This is a genomic window from Caballeronia novacaledonica, assembly GCF_900258035.1.
Lineage (GTDB): Bacteria > Pseudomonadota > Gammaproteobacteria > Burkholderiales > Burkholderiaceae > Caballeronia > Caballeronia novacaledonica.
Genome location: NZ_OGTP01000003.1, coordinates 100562 through 122887, shown reverse-complemented (window position 1 = coordinate 122887; position 22326 = coordinate 100562). Strand labels below are relative to the sequence as shown.

General features: G+C 63.1%; 20 protein-coding genes. 7 read left to right on the top strand and 13 right to left on the bottom strand.

Annotated elements, in window-relative coordinates; translation table 11 throughout:
* Position 1 precedes the first annotated feature (1 nt).
* The 7 genes from flgG (at position 2) to flgL (ending at position 8934) form a co-directional block, all read left to right on the top strand.
* Positions 2-790, top strand: coding sequence for a flagellar basal-body rod protein FlgG (flgG, locus tag NOV72_RS06700; RefSeq protein WP_106853825.1), 789 nt, complete (start codon positions 2-4; stop codon positions 788-790).
* Positions 791-816: 26 nt separating this feature from the next.
* The gene (locus tag NOV72_RS06695) at positions 817-1500 is read left to right on the top strand and encodes a flagellar basal body L-ring protein FlgH (protein WP_106853824.1); all 684 of its coding nucleotides are present in this window, start codon (positions 817-819) and stop codon (positions 1498-1500) included.
* Between the two features lie 2 nt (positions 1501-1502).
* Positions 1503-2630 carry a flagellar basal body P-ring protein FlgI gene (locus NOV72_RS06690; RefSeq protein ID WP_106853823.1) on the top strand — a complete coding sequence of 376 codons (1128 nt, stop codon included), beginning with the start codon at positions 1503-1505 and terminating at the stop codon, positions 2628-2630.
* Positions 2631-2643: 13 nt separating this feature from the next.
* Entirely contained in the window at positions 2644-3678 is a 1035-nt protein-coding gene (flgJ, locus tag NOV72_RS06685) for a flagellar assembly peptidoglycan hydrolase FlgJ (RefSeq protein ID WP_181290878.1), read from the top strand.
* Between the two features lie 281 nt (positions 3679-3959).
* Positions 3960-4712 (top strand): flagellar brake protein, encoded by a 753-nt coding sequence (locus NOV72_RS06680; RefSeq protein ID WP_106853822.1) that lies wholly within the window; start codon positions 3960-3962, stop codon positions 4710-4712.
* Between the two features lie 1031 nt (positions 4713-5743).
* On the top strand, positions 5744-7687 hold the full coding sequence (gene flgK, locus NOV72_RS06665) for a flagellar hook-associated protein FlgK (protein WP_106853819.1): 1944 nt from the start codon (positions 5744-5746) through the stop codon (positions 7685-7687).
* Positions 7688-7698: 11 nt separating this feature from the next.
* Entirely contained in the window at positions 7699-8934 is a 1236-nt protein-coding gene (gene flgL, locus NOV72_RS06660) for a flagellar hook-associated protein FlgL (protein ID WP_106853818.1), read from the top strand.
* 825 nt (positions 8935-9759) lie between these two features.
* Here flgL and fliR read toward each other — a convergent pair.
* The 13 genes from fliR to fliF form a co-directional block, all read right to left on the bottom strand.
* A complete protein-coding gene (gene fliR, locus NOV72_RS06650; RefSeq protein WP_106853816.1) occupies positions 9760-10554 on the bottom strand; it encodes a flagellar biosynthetic protein FliR in 795 nt (264 codons plus the stop codon).
* Positions 10555-10564: 10 nt separating this feature from the next.
* Positions 10565-10834: a flagellar biosynthesis protein FliQ gene (gene fliQ / locus NOV72_RS06645; RefSeq protein ID WP_008352562.1), complete on the bottom strand. Its 270-nt coding sequence runs from the start codon at positions 10832-10834 to the stop codon at positions 10565-10567.
* 10 nt (positions 10835-10844) lie between these two features.
* Complete coding sequence (gene fliP / locus NOV72_RS06640) at positions 10845-11552, bottom strand: flagellar type III secretion system pore protein FliP (protein ID WP_425428717.1); 708 nt, start codon at positions 11550-11552, stop codon at positions 10845-10847.
* A 308-nt stretch (positions 11553-11860) separates the two neighbouring features.
* Positions 11861-12352 carry a flagellar biosynthetic protein FliO gene (fliO, locus tag NOV72_RS06635; RefSeq protein ID WP_106853814.1) on the bottom strand — a complete coding sequence of 164 codons (492 nt, stop codon included), beginning with the start codon at positions 12350-12352 and terminating at the stop codon, positions 11861-11863.
* A complete protein-coding gene (fliN, locus tag NOV72_RS06630; RefSeq protein WP_106853813.1) occupies positions 12349-12792 on the bottom strand; it encodes a flagellar motor switch protein FliN in 444 nt (147 codons plus the stop codon). Before fliN ends, fliO begins: the two co-directional genes overlap by 4 nt.
* On the bottom strand, positions 12785-13783 hold the full coding sequence (fliM, locus tag NOV72_RS06625; RefSeq protein WP_106853812.1) for a flagellar motor switch protein FliM: 999 nt from the start codon (positions 13781-13783) through the stop codon (positions 12785-12787). The genes fliN and fliM overlap by 8 nt, the downstream gene beginning before the upstream one ends.
* A 24-nt stretch (positions 13784-13807) precedes the next feature.
* The gene (fliL, locus tag NOV72_RS06620) at positions 13808-14296 is read right to left on the bottom strand and encodes a flagellar basal body-associated protein FliL (protein ID WP_106853811.1); all 489 of its coding nucleotides are present in this window, start codon (positions 14294-14296) and stop codon (positions 13808-13810) included.
* Between the two features lie 1083 nt (positions 14297-15379).
* The gene (locus NOV72_RS06610; protein WP_106853809.1) at positions 15380-16717 is read right to left on the bottom strand and encodes a flagellar hook-length control protein FliK; all 1338 of its coding nucleotides are present in this window, start codon (positions 16715-16717) and stop codon (positions 15380-15382) included.
* A gap of 26 nt (positions 16718-16743) precedes the next feature.
* Positions 16744-17199 carry a flagellar export protein FliJ gene (gene fliJ / locus NOV72_RS06605; protein WP_106853808.1) on the bottom strand — a complete coding sequence of 152 codons (456 nt, stop codon included), beginning with the start codon at positions 17197-17199 and terminating at the stop codon, positions 16744-16746.
* A 64-nt stretch (positions 17200-17263) separates the two neighbouring features.
* The gene (gene fliI, locus NOV72_RS06600; protein WP_106853807.1) at positions 17264-18826 is read right to left on the bottom strand and encodes a flagellar protein export ATPase FliI; all 1563 of its coding nucleotides are present in this window, start codon (positions 18824-18826) and stop codon (positions 17264-17266) included.
* The gene (gene fliH, locus NOV72_RS06595) at positions 18781-19455 is read right to left on the bottom strand and encodes a flagellar assembly protein FliH (RefSeq protein WP_106853806.1); all 675 of its coding nucleotides are present in this window, start codon (positions 19453-19455) and stop codon (positions 18781-18783) included. The genes fliI and fliH overlap by 46 nt, the downstream gene beginning before the upstream one ends.
* The gene (gene fliG, locus NOV72_RS06590) at positions 19448-20443 is read right to left on the bottom strand and encodes a flagellar motor switch protein FliG (RefSeq protein ID WP_035499267.1); all 996 of its coding nucleotides are present in this window, start codon (positions 20441-20443) and stop codon (positions 19448-19450) included. The genes fliH and fliG overlap by 8 nt, the downstream gene beginning before the upstream one ends.
* Entirely contained in the window at positions 20433-22214 is a 1782-nt protein-coding gene (fliF, locus tag NOV72_RS06585) for a flagellar basal-body MS-ring/collar protein FliF (RefSeq protein ID WP_106853805.1), read from the bottom strand. Before fliF ends, fliG begins: the two co-directional genes overlap by 11 nt.
* Between the last annotated feature and the right edge of the window lie 112 nt (positions 22215-22326).

Here is a 22326-nt window from a genome sequence, read left to right as displayed (position 1 = left end):
CATGAATCGCTCTCTCTACATCGCCGCGACGGGCATGAATGCGCAGCAGGCGCAAATGGACGTCATCTCGAACAACCTCGCCAACGTGGGCACGAACGGCTTCAAGGGCTCGCGCGCGGTGTTCGAGGATCTGCTGTATCAGACCACGCGCCAGCCGGGCGCGAACTCGACGCAGCAAACCGAACTCGCGTCGGGCGTGCAGCTCGGCACCGGCGTGCAGCAGGTCGCGACGGAGCGCCTCTATACGCAGGGCAACCTGCAACAGACGGGCAACTCGAAGGACGTCGCGATCAACGGCCAGGGCTTCTTCCAGGTGACGATGCCCGACGGCTCGACCGCCTACACGCGCGACGGCTCGTTCCAGACCAATGCGCAAGGCCAGCTCGTCACGTCGAGCGGCTATCAGTTGAACCCGGCGATCACGATTCCGCAGAACGCGACGGCGATCACCATCGGCTCGGACGGCACGGTGTCGATCACGCAGCCGAACAGCACGGCCAGCACGACGGTCGGCTCGATTCAGCTCGCGACCTTCATCAACCCGGCCGGCCTCGAAGCGCGCGGCGAAAACCTGTTCTCCGAGACGGGCAGCTCGGGCGCGCCGAACGTGTCGCAGCCGGGCCTGAACGGCGCTGGCTCGCTGCAGCAGGGTTACGTGGAAGCGTCGAACGTGAACGTGGTGCAGGAACTGGTCAACATGATCCAGACGCAGCGCGCCTACGAGATCAACAGCAAGGCCGTGACCACGTCCGACCAGATGCTGCAGACGCTCTCGCAGATGCAGGTTTGACGTAACGCTTAACCAGAGTCACCAAGATGTCGCCTACTCAAATCCTCTCGCGTGCAACGGTTGCCGCGCTCGTCGCAGCGCTCGGCGCGTGCGGCCTCGTGCCGAAAGAGCCGATCGTCCAGCAGCCGATGACCGCGCGTCCGCCGCAGCCGCCCGTCGGCACGCGTTCGCCCGGCGCGATCTACAACGCGGGCTACGCGGGCCGGCCGCTGTTCGAAGATCAGCGTCCGCGCAACGTGGGCGACATCCTGACCATCGTGATTTCGGAAAACGTCAACGCGACGAAGTCGTCGGCGGCGAACACCAATCGCGGCAGCACCGCCTCGTTCGCGGTGCCGACGACGCCGGGCATTTTCGGCGGCCTCTTCAACAACACGAACCTGTCGGCCTCCGGCGCGAACAAGTTCACGGCGGCGGGCGGCGCGAGCGCGGCCAACACGTTCAGCGGCACGCTGACCGTCACCGTCACGGAAGTGATGTCGAACGGCAACCTGATGGTGAGCGGCGAAAAGCAGATGCTCATCAACCAGGGCAACGAATTCGTCCGCTTTTCGGGCGTCGTCAACCCGACGACGATCTCGGGCAGCAACACCGTGTTCTCCACGCAAGTCGCCGACGCGAAGATCGAATACTCGGCGAAGGGTTATATCGACGAAGCTGAAAACATGGGCTGGCTCCAACGCTTCTTCCTCAACGTCGCGCCGTTCTGATCATGAATCCGTTTCTCCGTTTCGTTTCGTTCTCGCTCGCGGCCGCGCTCGTCGCGATTGGCTCGGTGCCGCACGCGCGCGCCGAGCGTCTGAAAGATCTCGTCTCGTTCCAGGGCGTGCGTGACAATCCGCTGATCGGCTACGGTCTCGTCGTCGGTCTCGACGGCACCGGCGACCAGACGATGCAGACGCCGTTCACCACGCAGTCGCTCACCAACATGCTCGGCAATCTCGGCATCACGGTGAACTCGGCGACGACGCAGAACATGCAGTTGAAGAACGTCGCCGCCGTGATGGTGACCGCGACGCTGCCGCCGTTCGCGCGCCCCGGCGAAGCGATCGACGTGACCGTGTCTTCGCTCGGCAACGCAAAGAGCCTGCGCGGCGGCACGCTGCTGATGTCGCCGCTGAAGGGCGCGGACGGCCAGGTGTACGCGATGGCGCAGGGCAATCTCGTCGTCGGCGGCGCGGGCGCGAGCGCGAACGGCAGCAAGGTGCAGGTGAACCAGCTCGCGGTGGGCCGCATCTCGGGCGGCGCGATCGTCGAGCGCGCGGTGCCGTCGGCGTTGCAGCAACAGGGCGGCGTCATGCAGATGGAACTGCGCGAGATGGACTTCGACACCACGCAGCGCATCGTCGCGGCGGTGAACAATCAGTTCGGCATGGGCACGGCGCTCGCGCTCGACGGCCGCACGATTCAACTGCGCGCGCCGCAGGACGCGAGCGAGCAGGTGTCGTTCATGGCGCAGTTGCAGAACATCGACGTGCGTCCGGCGCAGGCCGCGGCGAAGGTGATCCTGAACGCGCGCACCGGTTCGATCGTGATGAACCAGATGGTCACGCTGCAGAACTGCGCGGTCGCGCACGGCAACCTTTCGGTCGTCATCAACACGAAGACGGCGGTGAGCCAGCCGGGCGCGTTCTCGAACGGGCAGACGGTGGCGGCGAAGGAATCGTCGATTCAACTCAAGCAGGACAGCGGCGCGCTCAAGATGCTGAACGCGGGCGCGAATCTCGCGGATGTCGTGAAGGCGCTCAACGCGCTCGGCGCGACGCCGGCGGATCTCATCTCCATCCTTCAGTCGATGAAGGCCGCGGGCGCGCTGCGCGCAGACCTCGAAATCATCTAAGGAACGAAGGCTCATGAACTCGAACACGACCGGCATCGCCAGCACCGCGTTGGCATCGACCGATACGGCGAGCGGCTTTTCGAGCCTGTCGAACCGTTTCGCGCTCGACACGCAGGGCTTCGACGCGCTGCGCGCGCAGGCCAGCGCGAATCCGCAGCAGGGACTCAAGGAAGCGGCCAAACAATTCGACGCCGTCTTCACGCAGATGATGCTCAAGAGCATGCGCGACGCGACGCCTTCGGACAGCCCGTTCGAATCGAACGATTCGAAGTCGTTCACGTCGATGCTCGATCAGCAGCTTTCGCAGCAGATGTCGTCGAAGGGCATCGGCGTCGCGGACATGATGCTCAAGCAGCTCATGCGCAACGCGGGCGGCCAGCCCGACGCGAAGGGCGGCGCGGGCGCGATGCAGGCGCTCGGCGGCATGTCGGGCGGCGGCGGCGATCTCGAAGCGAACGCGGGCAATCTCGCCGCGATGAACGCGATGGCGAAAGCGTATGCGGCGGCGCAGGCGAACAGAAGCAACGCGTCGCTCGCGGGCAAGGGCTACACGGCGGCGGATTCGCTCGAAGCGCCGGCGCGCGGCAACGGCTCGGACAAGGTCAACGCGTTCGTCGATCGTCTCGCCGTGCCGGCGCAGGCCGCGAGCGCGGCGACGGGCATTCCGGCGCGCTTCATCATCGGCCAGGCGGCGCTCGAATCGGGCTGGGGCAAGCGCGAAATCAAGCACGCGAACGGTTCGACGAGCCACAACATCTTCGGCATCAAGGCGTCGAGCAACTGGACGGGCAAGACTGTCGATTCGGTCACGACCGAATACGTCAATGGCCGTCCGCAAAAGGTCGTCGAGAAATTCCGCGCCTACGATTCGTACGAAGAAGCGCTGACCGATTACGCGAGCGTCATCAAGAACAATCCGCGCTATGCGCCGGTCATTCAGGCTTCGCGCGACGTCGCGGGCTTTGCGCACGGCATGCAGAAGGCGGGCTACGCGACCGATCCGCAGTACGCGAAGAAGCTCATCTCGATCATGCGCCAGATCGTCTGACGCGATCAGCCGGTTTTCGCGGCCGCTTTCTTGCTGACGAAAAGACGCCGCACGCGTGAATTCCGCCGCGCGGACAGCGCGATTGTTCGGACTTTTTGCGACAGCAAACGTTTTACGTTCGTAGGGACGGCGCACCACATACATTTTTCGCCGGACGACCCTAAACTTTTGAAGACGTATGCCGCTAACCTGAATAATCGAAGTGCCGGACCGATTGGGTTCGGATCGACGCGACGCCCGGAGATTCGGGCGGCGCGAGCACAATGAACACGGCTAGCACCATGAACACTTATCACAAGCATGACGTTGCCGACGATGACATCGCGCCGAACGTGGATTTCGGCCGGCGGAATCCGCTCGAAATCGGCGTGGCGCTGCGTAATCTCGCCAATCGTGGCGACTTCCTGACGGCGCAATACGGCGACGGGCAAATCGTCACGCGTTTGCTTGACGTCGATGTGACCGCGCATCGATTTACTTTCGACTGGGGCGGCGTGGCGGATCAGAACCGCGGCGTGCTTGCCTCGCAGAAACTCGTTTTCAACGCGGCGCCGGAAGGCGTGCGCGTGGAGTTCACGACGCCGACGCCGCGCGAGACCGTGTTCGACGGACGACCGGCGTTCGAGGTCGAATTTCCGACGGTGCTGTATTACATGCAGCGGCGCGAATATTTCCGCGTCGAGGCGCCGGTGCTGGATCCTTATATTTGCACGGGCTTGCTGCCCGAGGGCGAGCGATTCCGCTTCGAGGTGCATGATTTGTCGCTGGGCGGCGTTGCGTTGCGCACGACGGATGAACGCATCGCGAATCTCGAGATGGGCATTGTGATTCAGGATGCCGAACTGCATTTCAGCGCGAATGGGAAAGTTACGCTGGATATGATGCTGGTTTCGCATCGGGAATCGACCACTGCGAAGGGCGATCGTCGATATACGATCGGGTTCAAGTTTGTTTCGATGCCGGGGTCGGCGGAGAATACGCTGCAGCGGCTGATTACTCAACTGGAGATGAAACGGCGGTCATTGGCAAAGTAGTTTTTGCTTGCGCTTTTGGGGGGCGCTGGATCCCGTTTTGTTATTGGTCTATTGGCGTTGCCCCTGTGCGGGGTGTTCTTGCTGCTGCAGGTTCCGTCGCTTGCTTTCTTTTGTCGGGAAACTTGTATTCGCGTCGGTTTATTGGCGTTGCCCCTGTGCGGGGCGGCAGTCACTTTCTTTGCTGCTGCAAAGAAAGTAACCAAAGAAAGCAGCTTTTCCATCCAAAGTGCTTCATGCCGGCCGCGGCACAGGCGATTGGCTGAATGGCCCCCAGAGTAGCGAGTGCCCTCACAAGCAGAACACGGCGTGGACCGCGCACGGTCTGACACATCGCACCACATAACAAACTGGTTCAGCACCAAATAGCGCCAGCCCGCTTCGCGGCCGACCGGTCAATCGGGTGGGCGCGCGCTTTCTTGCTAACGCCGCCATCTCACGGCGGTCGTTATTCGTCGGTTTCCTTCGCATACCCAACGGCAGCGCGCAGCGCTGTGCCGAAGCTATTTCGTGCTGAACCAGCGCCCTAAAACATGTGGGGCGGCAGACCGTGCGCGAGCCAAGTCCGATTGGGCCTGTGAGGGCGACACTTAGGCGAGTGCCATCGACAGGGAGAAAAATGGCCAACGTGCGTGTGACAGCGGGCCTGAAAAGCTGCTTTCTTTGGTTACTTTCTTTGCAGCAGCAAAGAAAGTGACTGCCGCCCCGCACAGGGGCAATGCTAATAGACCGACACGAATATAAGTTTCCCGACAAAAGAGCGAAAGCTGCGATCCCCGCAGCAGCAGCATGGAAAGCCCAACGCGAATAAACCAAAAGCAAATCGGAATCCGGCGGGCGAGCGCAAAAAAAACGAATTAGCGCCAAAACCCCAAGCTTCTCGCGCAATAGCCATTGCGCCAAGACTCCGATAATGGCCCCATCGCGACAACCGTCTCCGTAACGCGCAAACGCTCAACTTCCCCGGCCATCGGCCGATATACAAGTCAGCCGTGCGGCAGCACGATCCAACGCCGCTTCACCAGGATTCACGCATGTCCAATAACATCTTCAGCATTGGTCTTTCCGGTCTGAATGCGGCCCAGTGGGGCCTCACGACAACGGGACAGAACATCAGCAACGCCGCGACGCCCGGCTATACGCTCGAAAAAGTCTCCTATCAGGAGTCAGCCGGCCAGTTCACCGGCTCGGGTTATCTCGGCAACGGCGTTCAGGCCACCACCGTCACGCGTCAGTACAGCCAGTACCTGACGACGCAGGTGAACAACACGCAATCGTCGAGCAGCGCGGCCAGCACGTATTACTCGCTGATCTCGCAGTTGAACAATCTCGTCGGCGATCCGACCAAGGGCATCGCGCAAGGCATCACGAATTACTTCTCCGGCCTGCAGTCCGTGGCGAACTCCGCGAGCAGCACCGCCGCGCGCCAGTCGCTGATGAGCAACGCGCAGACACTCGCCGATCAGATCAACTCGGCGGGCCAGCAATACGATCAGTTGCGTCAGAGCGTCAACACGCAACTGACGAGCGCCGTCTCGCAGATCAACAGCTACTCGCAACAGATCGCCGATCTCAACAAGCAGATCAACATCGCCAGCGCGGGCGGCCAGCAGCCGAACCAGTTGCTCGATCAGCGCGATCAGCTCGTCAACAATCTGAGCTCGATGATCGGCGTGCAGGTCGTGCAGCAGGACGGCAACTACAACGTGTTCATCGGCAACGGGCAGCCGCTCGTCGTCGGCAATACGCAATACGGGCTGCAAGCGGTGCCTTCGGCGGCCGATCCGAGCGAACTCGCCGTGGCGTTCCAGAGCAGCAACGGCGCGACGCAAACGGCCGCGACCATGCAATACGTCGACAACTCGGCGCTCACGGGCGGCGTGCTCGGCGGTCTCATCGACTTTCGCACGCAGACGCTCGATCCGGCGCAGGCGCAACTCGGCGCCATCGCGACGAGCTTCGCCAACCAGTTGAACGATCAGAACGCGCTCGGCCTCGACCTGAACGGCCAGCCCGGCGGCAAACTGTTCGCGACGAGCGATCCGAACATCATCGCCAATGCGCGGAACAAGGGCACCGGCTTGCCGACGGCGACGATCGCCGACGGCTCGCAGCCGCCCGCCAACGATTTCACCGTCACCTACGACGGCAGCAAGTACACGGTGACCGATCCGGCGACCGGCCAGCAGCTCGGCACGATCGATCCGGCGACGGAGACGCAGAAGACGATCAACGGCCTGAACATCGACGTGTCTTCGCTGAGCGGCGTGCAAAAGGGCGACTCGTTCACGATCCAGCCGACGCGCGGCGCGCTCGACAACTTCAAGCTCACGACGAGCAACGGCGCGGCGATCGCGGCGGCATCGCCGGCGGTGACGTCGGCGGCGACCACGAACACCGGCACGGCGTCGATTTCGTCGGCGACGGTGACGCAGAACGCGATGTCGTCGGACATCAACCTGAAGTACAACGCGACGGCGAACGGCTTCACGTCCGACGTGAAGGTGACGGTCAACGGAACCGACTACGATCCCGGCACGACGATTCCCTACGACGCGTCGAAGGGTATGACGGTCTCGGCGAATGGCGTTTCCGCGACCATCAGCGGCACGCCGAAAGACGGCGACGCGTTCAAGATCGCGCAGAACAAGGGCGGCACGAGCGACGGCAGCAACGCGCTCGCGATGTCGAACCTGGTGTCGGCGAAGTCGCTCAACGGCGGCACCGACACGCTGACGAGCTCGTACGCGAACTACGTCAACACGATCGGCAACTCGACCAATCAGCTCAAGGCGACGAGCACGGCGCAGACCGCGCTTCTGACCCAGGCGACGTCGGCGCAGCAATCGGTGCAGGGCGTGAACCTGAACGAAGAAGCGGCCAATCTGATTCAGTATCAGCAGCTTTATCAAGCGAACAGCAAGGTGATCCAGACCGCCGCGACGCTGTTCCAGTCGCTGCTCGGCATGTTCAACTGAGGTTAAACGCGATGCGTATTTCCAGTTCCCAGTACTTCAATTTGAACGTCGCTTCGATGAGCGACCAGCAGAGCACGCTCGCATCGATGTATCAGCAGATTTCGTCGGGCAAGCGCATTCTCACGGCGTCCGACGATCCGCTCGGCGCGGCGCAGGCGGTGCAGCTCACGATGAAGAGCGGCGCGCTCGCGCAGTACGGCACGAACCAGACGACGGCGCTGTCGTCGTTGCAGCAGGAAGACTCCACGTTGGGCGACGTGAGCAGCGTGATTCAGAGCATTCAGACGCAGATCGTGCGGGCGGGCGACGGCTCGCTCACGGATTCGGACCGCACGTCGGTCGCGAACACGATTTCGGGTCTGCGCGATCAGCTTTTCAGTCTCGCGAACACCACGGACAGCGACGGCAACTACATCTTCTCGGGCCTGAAGGGCGGCACTGCGCCGTTCTCGAACAATTCGTCGGGCGTCGGCGCGAGCTATTCCGGCGACCAGGGCCAGCGCACCGTGCAGATCAGCGACGGGCGATCGATTCCCGTGGGCGACACGGGCCAGTCGATTTTTCAGAGCGTGTCGCCGGTGGAAAGCGATCCGGTGTCGCGCGCGTCCGATACGAATACGGGCACGGGCACGATCAGCGCGGTGAGCGTGAGCGACACGAGCAATCCGGGCAACGCGAGCAAGTACACGATCTCGTTCTCGGTTTCGCAGACGGATGGTTCCACGACTTATTCGATCACGTCGGACCCGGCGGACAGCACGCTGCCGACGAATGTCGCTTACACGGGCAAGACCGACATCGCGCTCGGCGGCCAGAAGGTGACGATCGACGGCACGCCTGCCGACAAGGACTCGTTCACCGTGCAGCCGGCCTCGACCGACAACAACGACATCTTCGCGACGCTCGATACGATCGTGAGCGCGCTCAAGCAGCCGACGGGATCGCCGGGCGCGCAGGCCGCGTTGACGAATGCGCTGACGACGGCGGGCACGAAGATCGACAACACGTTCAACAACGTGCTGTCGGCGCAGACTGTGGTGGGCGGTCGCGAGCAGGAAGTGCAGTCTACGCAGACCGCGATGCAGACGAGCCAGACGCAGACGGCGAGCGATATTGCGAATTTGACGAGCATCGATCTGGTTTCATCGATCAGCCAGTATGAGTTGACGCAGAACTCGTTGCAGGCGGCGCAGATGGCATTTTCGCAGATTCAGAAGATGTCGTTGTTTGATTACATCGGGAGTTGATTGCTGGCGCTTTAGGCCTTTTTTTGTCGCTGGATCCCGATTTGTTATTGGTTTATTAGCGTTGTCCCTGTGCGTGGCGTTCTTTGCTGCCGCAGGGGCTTCGGGAAACTTGTATTCGTGTCGGTTTATTGGCGTTGCCCCTGTGCGGGGCGGCAGTTACTTTCTTTGCTGCTGCAAAGAAAGTAACCAAAGAAAGCAGCTTTTCAGGCCCGCGGTCACACGCAACTTGGCCAATTTTCTCCTCCAAGGTGGCACTCGCCTAAAGAGTGCCCTCATCACAATCACCGGGCTTGGCTCGCGCACGGTCTGACGCACCACATGTTTAAGGGCGCTGGTTCAGCACGAAATAGCATCGGCACAGCGCTTCGCGCTGCCGCTGGGTCTGCAAGGGAAACCGACGAATAACGAGCGCCGTGAGATGGCGGCGTTAGCAAGAAAGCGCGCGCCGACCCGATTGACCGGTCGGCCGCGAAGCGGGCTGGCGCTATTTCGTGCTGAACCAGTTTGTTATGTGGTGCGATGTGTCAGACCGTGCGCGGTCCACGCCGTGTTCTGCTTGCGAGGGCACTCGCTACTCTGCGGGCCATTCAGCCAATCGCCCGTGCCGCGGCCGGCATGAAGCACTTTGGATGGAAAAGCTGCTTTCTTTGGTTACTTTCTTTGCAGCAGCAAAGAAAGTAACTGCCGCCCCGCACAGGGGCAATGCTAATAGACCGACGCGAATACAAGTTTCCCGAAGTCCCTGCAGCAGCAAAGAACACCCCGCACAGGTCCACCGCTATTAAACCGAAAGCGAATCGGGATCCGACAACACAAAAAAACCCCTCAAAACATCCCCGCCGCAACGCGGCCCACCTCAGCGATACCAACATCGAAAATCCGCTGAAAAAAAGGCATAAGATTCGGCACCATGAGCTGCAACAAAAGCAGCCCGACGAGCATCGTCACCGGAAAGCCGACCTGAAAAATCCCGATCTGCGGCGCGGCGCGATTGAGAATACCGAGCGCGAGATTGGCGATCAACAGCGCCGCGACAATCGGCAATGCCAGCAGCAGTCCCGTCGAAAAAACGCTCCCGCCATAACCGACCAGCACTCGCCATCCCTGCGCATGCGACGCCGCCGCGACGACATTCGCCTCGATCGGCACGCTCTGAAACGTGGCGACAAGCGCACCGATCAACTGCAAATGCCCATCGAAAACGAGAAATGCGAGCATCGCGAGCGTGTTCAGATAGCGCGATACGACCACCGCATTGCCGCCCGCGCGCGGATCGTAAAGCATCGCGAATCCGAGGCCCATTTGCTGGCCGATGAACTCGCCCGCCGCATCGACGGCGGCGAACGCAATCTGCATCACCATGCCGATCGCCGCGCCGATCAGAAACTGATTCACGATGATCCACACGCCGGCCGCGGAAAATACCGTCGCCTGAGGCATGGCCGGAAGCGTTGGCGCGACGATCAGCGAAATGAACGCGGCGACCGCGATTTTCACGCGCATCGGAATCGCCATGTGGCTCAGCACGGGCGCCGTGGCGATCAACGCGAGGATGCGCACGAACGGCCACAGAAACGCCGTGAGCCAGCCGTTCAGTTGCGCGTACGTGACGGAGAACATCGAACGAAGCTCAGCCCGTGATCGCAGGCGTGATCGTGAAAACGTGGCGCATGTAGTCGAGCAGCGTCGAGAGCATCCACGGACCCGCGATCACCAGCGTCACGGCAACCGCGATCAGCTTCGGAATGAACGACAACGTCGACTCGTTGATCTGCGTGGCCGCCTGAAACAGGCTCACGACCAGACCGACGACAAGCGCAACCAGCAACAACGGCGCGGCAAGCAGCAAGGCGACGTACATCGCCTGATGCGCCATCGTCATGACGGATTCGGGGGTCATGCGCGTCTCCTCAGGATACGAAACTTTGCGCGAGCGAGCCGATCAGCAACTGCCAGCCATCGACGAGCACGAACAACATCAGCTTGAACGGCAGCGCGATCGTCGTAGGCGAAACCATCATCATGCCCATCGACATCAGCACGCTCGCCACCACCATGTCGATGATGAGAAACGGAATGAAGATCGTGAAGCCGATCTGAAAGCCCGTCTTCAACTCGCTCGTGATGAACGACGGCACCAGCAGCGACAGCGGCACGTCCTCGGGACCGTTCATCGGCGCGGCGTGCGAGATGCGCGCGAAGAGCGCGAGATCCGATTCGCGCGTCTGCTTCAGCATGAACTGCTTGAACGGCGCGACGCCGCGCGTCATGGCCTGATCCAGCGCGATCTGGCCTTCGGAGAAGGGCTTGTACGCGTCGGTGTACGCGCGATCGAGCACGGGCGACATCACGAAGAACGACAGGAACAGCGCGAGGCCGACGAGCACCTGATTCGGCGGCGTGCTCGTCGTGCCGAGCGCCTGGCGCAACAGCGACAGCACGATGATGATGCGCGTGAAGCTCGTCATCATCAGGACCATCGCCGGGAGGAACGAGAGCATCGTCAGCAGCAGCATCGTCTGCACGCTGAGCGAGTACGTCGTGCCGCCGTTCGGGCCGGGGCTCGTATTGAAGGCGGGCAGACCCGCCGTGCTTTGCGCGAACGCGAGATACGGCATCAAACCGATCGCGACCGGTAGCGCGATCTTCACGCCGCGCACGATGTTACGACTCAACTGCATGACTTGCTCCCGCCGGCGATGCTTGCGAGGGCATCGAGAATGCGCTGACCTTGAAGAACGACAAACGTGATGAACATGAAATCCTGCCTCTTTCGATAGCGTGAATTCTCGGCTATCGCGGCATGGAACGATGGCGCGAAAAGAGGGGAAAAGCCGGGCTAACTCGTTCTATTGCAAAGCGGCCCGGTAAACGCGCATCGGGCGTGGTCCTCGCGGAGCACGCCCGATGTCATCGTCGAACGAACTTACTTGACGAACTTCTGGAGCCGCTTGTTCGCCTCGCCGGCGAGGGCGTCGCGGAAGCGCGCGCCGAAATTTCCGGACGACGACGGCGCCGGAACGCTCACGCCCTCCACGTCGGCCGATCCGGCGGGCATCGTGTGGAGCAGACGCACGTTGCCGGGACCGGCGCCGAGCACGAGCCATGTATCGCCCACTTCGACGACCGCGACGCGCTCTTTATTGCCGAGCGACGCGCCGCCCACGACCTTCACGAGACCGCCGCGCTTGCCGCCCTGATAGCCGAACTTGCGTGCGAGCCACGCGCAACCGAACACGAAGCCGATCACGACCACGAGCCCGACGAGCGTCTGCAGCACCGCGCCGAAACCGAGCGACGGCACCGCCGTGCCCGCGCCGACGCCCGAGGCGATCTGCGCGGCGTGGTTCACGGCATTCATGTCCGCGGCGCGCGCAAGAAGCGGCGCTGCGGACAGCAAGGCGGCAAAGCGTTTCATCGATTCAATTTCCGGATGCGTTCGGACGGCGTGATGATGTCGGTCAGGCGAATGCCGAACTTGTCGTTCACGACGACCACTTCGCCCTGCGCGATGAGACAGCCGTTCACGAGCACGTCCATCGGCTCGCCCGCGAGGCCGTCGAGTTCCACGACCGAGCCTTGCGCGAGTTGCAACAGGTTGCGGATCGCGATCTTCGTGCGCCCGAGTTCCACCGTCATCTGCACGGGGATGTCGAGAATCATGTCGATGTCGTTGCGCGTCGACGGCGCCGCCGCCTTCGACAGCGGCTGGAACACGCCTGCGCTCGCCGCCACCGGCGCGTCGTTGCCGTTTTGCTCGGCGAGGGCGCTGGCCCAATCGTCCAGCATCAGCTCGTCGTCCTTTTCCTGCACGCCGGGCGAACCCGGCTGCGTGCCTTCCTGCATCAGATCACTCATATCCACCTTCCTTCATCGTGTCGCTCGCGCTGATCATCTTTTGCACGCGAAGCGCGTATTGACCATTGAACATTCCGTAGCCGCATTCCATGACCGGCACGCCATCCACCTTCGCGACGACCTGCTGCGGGATATCGATCGGCAGCACGTCGCCCGCGCGCATGTTGAGAATCTGTTCGAACGACGAGCGGATCTCGGCGAGATCCACCGTCAGTTCCACTTCGGCCGACTGCACCTGCTGCGACAGCACGCGCACCCAGCGGCGGTCCACTTCGAGCGCTTCGCCCTGAATCGGCGAGGAGAGCACGTCGCGGATCGGCTCGATCATCGAGTACGGCATGCAGATGTGCAGCGTGCCGCCGATCGAGCCGAATTCGATCGTGAACTGCGTCACGATGACGATTTCGTTCGGCGTCGCCACGTTCGCGAACTGCGTGTGCATCTCCGAGCGCATGTATTCGAACTGCAGCGGCTTCACGCTGCGCCACGAGGTCGCGTAGTGCTCGAACACGAGATTCAGCAGCTTGCTGATGATGCGCTGCTCGGTCTGCGTGAATTCGCGGCCTTCGACGCGCGTGTGAAAGCGCCCGTCGCCGCCGAACAGGTTGTCGACCACGAAGAACACGAGGTTCGGATCGAACACGAACAGCGACGTGCCGCGCAGGGGCTTCACGTGGACCAGGTTGAGGTTGGTCGGGATCGGCAGGTTGCGCGTGAATTCGCTGTACTTCTGCACCTTCACGGGACCGACGGAGATTTCCGCCGAGCGCCGCATGAAGTTGAAGATGCCCACGCGCATGAGGCGCGCGAAGCGGTCGTTGATGATTTCGAGGCCGGGCATCCGGCCGCGGACGATGCGTTCCTGCGTCGCGATGTTGTACGGACGTACACCGACGGGCTTTTTTTCGTCAGATTCCTGATCGATTTCGCCGGTGACGCCTTTGAGGAGGGCATCGACCTCCTCCTGCGACATGAACTCTTCGTGGCCCATGGCTCTTTACTCGATGATGCGGCGTTACTGAACGACGAATTCGGTGAACAGCACTTCCTCGACGCGCACCGGCTTTTCGGCCGAGCTCGCCGCGGTTTCGACCGCTGCGCGCAGTTCGCCCGCGAGCTGCTTTTTGCCGTCGACGGTCGCGAGATCGTCGGGGCGCTTGCCGGAGAGCAGGAGCAGCACGCGGCTGCGGACTTCGGGCATGTGCTCGGTGACGAGCAACTGGACCTTTTCGTCCTTCAGCTTGAGCGTGAGGCCGGCGCGCAGATAGTGCATGGAGCCGTCGTCGGACTGGAGGTTCACTGTGAGCGATTCGAGCGGGAAGAACACGGGCGGCGGTTCCGGCGCGGGCTTGGCCGGGCCGTGATTTTTGCCGAGAAAGAAATAAGCGCCGCCGGCTCCCGCGCCGAGGAGCACGATCGCGCCGACGGCGATGATCAGGATCTTTTTGAGCTTGCCGCTTTTCGCGGGAACGATGGGTTGCTGGTTTGCGGTCGTGGTAGCCATTTGCTTGCCTCTTTCGATAGGGTGAATTGTTGGCTATCGCCGTGTAAAGCGATGGGTCGAACAGAGGGGGGATTTGGGGTTATTCCGTCTGATTGCCGGTGGGTCGCTTTCGCGACGGCGGTTTTAGGGTTAACGGGGGATTTTCGGGAAACTTTTATTTGGGGTGGTTGTTGGTGGTGCGCCCACTGTGGGGCTTTCTTTGCTGCTGCAGGGACTTCGGGAAACTTGTATTCGCGTCGGTCTATTAGCGTTGCCCCTGTGCGGGGCGGCAGTCACTTTCTTTGCTGCTGCAAAGAAAGTAACCAAAGAAAGCAGCTTTTATCGCGCTCGGCGCGGGGCTTTTTGAGGCTTCGGGGGGCTTCGGGAAACTTGTATTCGCGTCGGACTATTGGCGTTGCCCCTGTGCGGGGCGGCAGTCACTTTCTTTGCTGCTGCAAAGAAAGTAACCAAAGAAAGCAGCTTTTCAGGCCCGCTGTCACACGCACGTTGGCCACTTTTCTCCCTGTCGATGGCACTCGCCTAAGTGTCACCCTCACAGGCCCAACCGGACTTGGCTCGCGCACGGTCTGCCGCACCATATGTTTTAGCGCGCTGGTTCAGCACGAAATAGCTCCGGCACAGCGCTGCGCGCTGCCGCTGGGTACGCAAGGGAAACCGACGAATAACGACCGCCGTGAGATGGCCGCGTTAGCAAGAAAGCGTGCGCCGACCCGATTGACCCATCGGCCGCGCAGCGGGCTGGCGCTATTTGGTGCTGTACCAATCTGGCGTGTGGTGCGATGGTTCAGACCGTGCGCGAGCCAAGCCCGATTCTGCTTGCGAGGGCACTCGCTATGGCCGGGCCATTAGGTCAATCGCCCGTGCCGCGGCCGGCATGAAGCACTTTGGATGGGAAAAGCTGCTTTCTTTGGTTACTTTCTTTGCAGCAGCAAAGAAAGTGACTGCCGCCCCGCACAGGGGCAACGCCAATAAACCGACGCGAATACAAGTTTCCCGAAGTCCCTGCAGCAGCAAAGAACGCCCCGCACAGCCGCTATTAAACCGAAAGCGAATCGGGATCCAGCGAACGACACAAAAAAACCGTCAAGCAAACGTATCGACCAGTCCCACATTCCGCCGCACCGGCGCACTCACACTGGCGGTAGCCGAATCGACACCACCACCACCAAACCCACGCCCGCTCCCCGAACCGGAGCGCTGCCCGCCGCCATCCTGCGATTGCCGTCCAAACGCCGATCCATCCGAAACCGAAGCACTCCCGAGACTAATTCCGTTCGCTTCCATCGCCTCACGCAGCTTCGGCATGGCGGCCTCGACCGCCTCCCGCACCTGCTGATGCTGCGACACGAACAGCGCGTGCGCGTGACTCTCCGAAACCTGCAACGTCACCTGCAACGGCCCCAAGTCCTTCGGATTCAACGTCAGCTCGGCGCTCTGCTGATCTCCCTTCGAAAGAAACACGACCTTCTGGCTGAACGCATCGTCCCAGCCGGACGCGCCCACGTGCGGCGCAATCGCCGCGCTCGTCGCCGCCGCCATCGCGCCCTGCGGACTCGACACCGCCGAATTCGCCGATGCCGTCTGCATCGCCACCGCATGCGCAGCCGCGTCGGCGGCTTGCTTGTACGCGGCGGTCGCGGCATCCGCAGGCGTCGCCGGGACGGCCAGCGCGGTCGCATCGGTCGTCTTGGCATCCGCGTTCACGCTGCTCGCCAGCCCGGTCAGACTCTGCCCCTTTCCGCCCTTGGCGAAAAGACCGCCCTGGTCCTCGCCGTTCGTGCCTTCGCGCGCCGTCGTCACGGGAACGTTCGCGGGCGGCGGCGTGTTGGTCATCGCCGCGAGCGCCGATTGCAACGCGTCCTGCGCCGTCTTCGGGTCGCCGCTCTTGTGCGTTTCGCCCGTCGATTTGGTGTCGTCGGTCGAAGCGGTCGCCGTCGCAGCAGCAGTCGCCGCGTCCGCCAGATCGGCGAGCGTGGCGTCCGTGCCGGTATCGTCGGCATCGGCGGCGTCCGCGCGTGCTTTCGCCTGCGCCGCAGCCGTCGCGGCATCCGACGCAGAACCGGCCGCCTGCGCCGCCGGCTTCGATGCCTCCGCCTTGTCGGTCTTGCCCGTGTTCTTCGACGCCTCTTTCGGCGCGTCGGCCTGATCGGGTTTCGCGGCGGCCTGCGTATCCGACGCGTCATCGCTCTTCGATGCGGCATCGGACGCGCTGTCGTCCGGCTTCGGCGCGTCGTGCACACTCGATTTGTCGGCGGACGAATCCGCCAGCGCCTTCGCCGCCTGTGCGTCGGCATTGGCCTTGTCGGTGATGCTTTGCAGCGTCATGCCGAACGACGCGCCCGCGCTCGCCGCGCGCTGCGTCGCCGTCTTGCTCGATGACGTGGCGCCCGACATCGCGCCAAGAAGGGATACGGAGGACATGCGTGACCTCTAAAAATCGAAAAAAATTAAGACGAAGCCCGCTCGGCGCGCATGCGCAGCACCTTCGCGGCGTGCTCGTCGGCTTCGCGCTGTTCGACGCGCGCCGCCTTCTTCGCGAGCATCGCCTCGCCGCGCGCGGCCAGCACTTCATAACTGCCCAGCTTCTGCTTCTTGAGACGCCAGTCGGGTTTCGCCGCCTCGATGCGCTGATCGGCCATCACGAGCGCCGTGCGTTGCTGCGCGATCGCCGAATCGAGCGTGTCGACGAACGCCTGGAAGTTACGCAGCGTCTGCGCCGTCGTGCCTTCCTGCGCCGATGCCGTGAATCGCGCGTGGTACTCGTCACGGTAAGTGACGAGCGAGTTCAGTTGCGTCTCGATTTCGTTCCGTTCCTGCTGGAGCTTGCCGAGCTTCTTCGTGGCGGCGTCGAGTTCCTCTTCGGCAAGTCCGATGAGGGTGTTGATCGGCAGATTCTTGGACATGGCGTGGCGGTCCCGTGTGGTCTTTGGCTTTCTTGTGACGAATGCTTCGGATGCTAGTCGAAAATTATTCGAACAGTTGATTCAACATCGCGATGCTCGGCTCGAACGGCGCCTGCTCGCGAAAACCCTGCTGCAAGAACGACTCCATGCGCGGATACAACGCGATCGCGCGGTCCAGCAACGGATCGCGGCCGCTCGAATACGCGCCCACGTTGATCAGATCCTTGTTGCGCTGATAACGCGAAAGCATCTGCTTGAACAGACGCACGCGTTCGAGATGCTTGTCGTCGATGAGCGCGGTCATCGCGCGGCTGATCGACTGTTCGATGTCGATGGCCGGATAGTGCCCCGCCTCGGCGAGCGAGCGGTTCAGCACGATATGGCCGTCGAGAATCGCGCGCGCCGAATCGGCGATCGGGTCCTGCTGGTCGTCGCCTTCGGTGAGCACGGTGTAGAACGCCGTGATCGAGCCGCCGCCTTCCGGGCCGTTGCCGGTGCGCTCGACGAGCGCCGGCAGCTTCGCGAACACCGACGGCGGATAACCCTTCGTCGCGGGCGGCTCGCCGATCGCGAGCGCGATCTCGCGCTGGGCCATCGCGTAGCGCGTCAGCGAATCCATCAGCATCAGCACGTGCTTGCCCTGATCGCGGAAATATTCGGCGAGCGAAGTCGTGTACGCGGCGGCCTGCATGCGCAGCACGGGCGACACATCCGCCGGCGCCGCGACGACCACCGAGCGCGCGAGACCGTCCTCGCCCAAAATCTGCTCGATGAATTCCTTCACTTCGCGGCCGCGTTCGCCGATCAGCCCGATCACGATCACTTCCGCGCTCGTGTAGCGCGCCATCGTGCCGAGCAGCACCGACTTGCCGACGCCCGAACCCGCGAACAGGCCCATGCGCTGGCCGCGCCCGACCGTCAGCAGCGTGTTGATCGCGCGCACGCCGACATCGAGCACCTTGTGAATCGGCTCGCGATTCAGCGGATTGATGACCGGCGCGGACAGCGGCGCATCGACTTTCGCGCCGAGCGGGCCGAGTCCGTCGAGCGGACGGCCGGATGCATCGACCACGCGGCCGAGCATTTCCCAGCCGACGGGCAAGCGCTTCGCGCCCGCCATCGGATCGTTGATCGGCGCGCTTTCGAGCGGATAAACGCGCGCGCCGGGCAACAGGCCGGCCACTTCGGTGGTCGGCATCAGAAAGAGCTTGTCGCCCGCAAAGCCGACGACTTCGGCTTCGGCGGTCGGAATCGCGCTGCCCGGCGGCAGTTCGATCATGCATTCGGAGCCGACGCCCATCTTCAGGCCGACCGCTTCCAGCACGAGACCGGCCGCGCGCGTGAGACGCCCACACGGACGCAGCGGTTTCGCGATGGCATTGCGCGAGCGCAGCGCGTCGAGCTTCTCGCGCCATGAATCGATGTGCGGATTGCCGGCGATACCGGCAAGTTCGGCGATGGTGCGCGCGGCCAGCTCGTCGGCCGAATCTTCGCCGGCGGATTCATCGGCGGCGAGCGGGCCGAACGACGCACGCGCGAGTTCCTGTTCCAGCTCGCTCAAACCATCCTGAGTGATTCGGCTCACCACGGCTTGTTTCTCCCCAGCGCAGCCACGACGCGCTCCCATCGCGACACGATGGTCGCGTCGATTTCGCCGGTCGCGGCGTGCGCCTTGCAGCCGCCGCGCTCGACGTCCGGATCGGGGCGCACGGTCCAGCCGGCGGCCTCGAGTTCGTCCTTCAGATAGGCATCGACGATCGGCATGTCGGCCGGATTCACGACGAGCGTCGGCGCACCCGAAAGCTCGGGCTCGGCGGCGATCACTTCGCGCGCCACGGCGACGAGCGCGGTCGGATCGAGCGCGAGATGCTGGCGCACGACCTGCTGCGCGATATCGATCGCGAGTTCGGCGAGCGACTCCGCGATGGCCGCATCGGCGGCTTGCAGCGCGGTCTTGAACGCATCGGCGATTTCGGCGAGACGCGCGGCCTCTTCGAGCGCTTCCTTGCGGCCGTCCTCGAAACCCTTCGCCTGACCTTGCTCGTAACCGGCCTGATAACCGAGCGCCTGGCCCGCGACATGACCTTTCGCGAGCCCCTGCTGATGCGCGTCTTCCTCGACGCGGCGCAGGTGCGCTTCGAGCGCGGCCTGTTCCGCCGCGCTGTTGTCGACCTTGATTTCGACGGGATCGAACGACGCCATTTCCCAGCGCTGATACGCCGAGAGCGGAGTCTTCTGCACGCGGGCGTCAGACATATGCATCCTCCGCCTTGCCGCCTAGCTGGATCTGCCCGTTTTCCGCGAGATTGCGGACGATCTGCAGAATCTTGCGTTGTTGCTGCTCGACTTCCGACACGCGCACCGGACCGCGCGAATCGAGGTCTTCGGCGAGCAGTTCGGCCGCCCGCTGCGACATGTTCGACAGGAACTTCTGGCGCAGCGCCGGCTGCGCGCCCTTGAGCGACACGATCAGCGTTTCCGACTCGACTTCCTTCAGCAGAAGCTGGATCGCGCGGTCTTCCAGGTCGAGCAGGTTCTCGAACACGAACATCTGGTCGATGATCTTCTGCGCGAGCTCGGCGTCGTATTCGCGCACGTTCGCGATGACGCCTTCCTCGTGATTGCTCGACATGAAGTTGAGAATCTCGGCTGCCGTGCGAATGCCGCCCATCGGCGCGCGCTTCAGGTTGTCGCTGCCGGAGAGGAGCGTCGTCAGCACGTCGTCGAGTTCGCGCAGCGCGGCGGGCTGAATGCCGTCGAGCGTCGCGATGCGCAAGAGCACGTCGTTGCGCAGGCGGTCGGCCAGCAGCGACACGATTTCCGAAGCCTGATCGCGGTCCAGATGCACGAGGATCGTCGCGATGATCTGCGGATGCTCGTTCTTGATCAGTTCCGCGACCGCGCCCGAGTCCATCCACTTCAGGCCTTCGATGCCGCTCGTATCGCTGCCTTGCAGGATACGGTCGATCAGCGCGCCGGCCTTGGTTTCGCCGAGCGCCTTCGTCAGCACCGAGCGGATGTACTCGCTCGAATCGAGCGACAGCGCGGTGTGCTGCTCCGCTTCCGAAACGAATTCGGTCAGCACGTTGTCGAGCTGTTCGCGCGTCACGTTCTTCAGCGCCGCCATGGTCGCGCCGATCTTCTGCACCTCGCGCGGAGCGAGATACTTGAATACTTCGGCGGCTTCTTCCTCACCGATCGACATCAGGAGGAGAGCGGCTTTGTTCAGGCCTTCAGCGTTCATCGGACACCCAGTTCTTTACGACCGTCGCAACGATTCGCGCGTCTTGACGCGCCACCATGCGCGCGTAGTCGAGGTTGCGATCGAATTTGGCCTTCTTGCTTTCATGACCGAGGAGACTGACCTCGGCATCCTGTTCCTCGTCTTCCTTCGTCTGGCCGCCGTCGAGCGACGGGCCATCGAGCAGCGAGAGTTCATCCGGTGCGCCGAGCGTGGGCGCGGCTTCGGGCGGCGGCGGGAAGGCGCGGCGCATCGCCGGCTTCACCATGCTGAAGTACAGGAACAGCCCGACGATGCCGATGCCCACGTACTTCGCCGCCTGAATGCCCCACGCGATCATCTGCGGGGTGCGCCACCACGGCGCGTCCGGCGTCACGTTCAGATCGGCGGAGAACGCGCTGTTGACCACGTTCACCGAGTCGCCGCGCTTCTCGTCGAAGCCCATCGCGTCCTTCACGAGCTGCTGGACTTGCGCGAGCTTGTCCGCGGCGAGCGGCGTCATCGTGACGTTGCCTTTCGCGTCGACCTTCTTGTCGTAATTCACGACCACCGCCACCGACAGGCGCTTGATGCCGCCCGTCGCCTGCTCGTAATGACGCACGGTGCGATCGACTTCGTAATTCGTCGTCGTGTCGCGGCGCTGGTTCTGCGGCGTGGACTTCGCGCCGGCCGCGCCCGATGCCGCCGCGTCGATCGGCGCGGACGCCGGCTGCGGCGGCTGGTTCGACAGCGCGCCCGGCACGCCCGACGCGCCGCTGCCCGTCGTTTCGCTCGATTCGCTCGACTGCTGGCTGCGGATCGCCGTGCTTTGCGGGTTGCCGTTCGGGCCGTAGCTTTCGGCGGTCTGTTCGAGCTTCGAGAAGTCGATGTCGGCGCTCACCTGCGAACGGGCGTTGCCGGCGCCGAAGAGCGGCGCGAGGATCGCGTCGATGCGCTTTTGCGTGTTGTGCTCGATCTGCTGCACGTACTTCAGTTGCGACGCGTCGAGGCCGCTGGCGGCGCTCTGGCTCGTGAGCAGGTTGCCGTCCTGATCGACGATATTCACGTTCTTGACCGGCATGTCCGCCACGCCCGAAGCGACCATGTGCGCGATCGCGACCACCTGGCCTTCGTCGAGCACGCGGCCCGGATACAGATTGACCATCACGGAGGCGGTCGGCAGTTCCTTGTCGCGCACGAAGACGCTCGGCTTCGGAATCGCCAGATGCACGCGCGCCGACTTCACCGACGAAATCGCGCCGATCGTGCGTTCCAGCTCGCCTTCCAGCGCGCGCTGATAGTTGATCTGCTCGGCGAACTGGCTGATGCCGAACTTCTGGTTGTCCATCAGCTCGAAGCCGACCGAGCCGCTTTTCGGCAAGCCCTGGCTCGCGAGACGCAGACGCGTTTCGTGAACCTGCTCGGCCGGCACGAGAATGGCGCCGCCGCCGTCGGACAACTTGTAGGGAATGTTGCCCTGCTGGAGCGCGGTAACGATTGCGCCGCCGTCCCGATCGGAGAGATTGGAGAAGAGGACGCGGTAGTCCGGCTGGCGCGACCACATGACGAGGCCGGCGATCACCATCACCAGAATCGCGACGGCCACGATGAGCGGCACGCGCGGATTCGAGCGGAACTGGTTGAGCATCGGCACGCGCTGCGCGAAGCCGCCGAAGTCGGCGCCCGCGCCACCCGCGAGTCCGGGGGCCGCGGCCGTGCCGGCTGCACCCGGTTGTGCGCCCGCCAGGCCCATTCTGGCGTCGGGCGTGATGAGTGAGTTGTTGGGCGTATCCATTTAGCGTCGAAGCTCCGAATCCTGAGGTTCTCCTCCCGCCGCTTCCCGCTTCTCATGTAAGCGGCGGTGGAGGACTTTTCACGATGGGGATTATCCGCAGAAGATTGCAAGT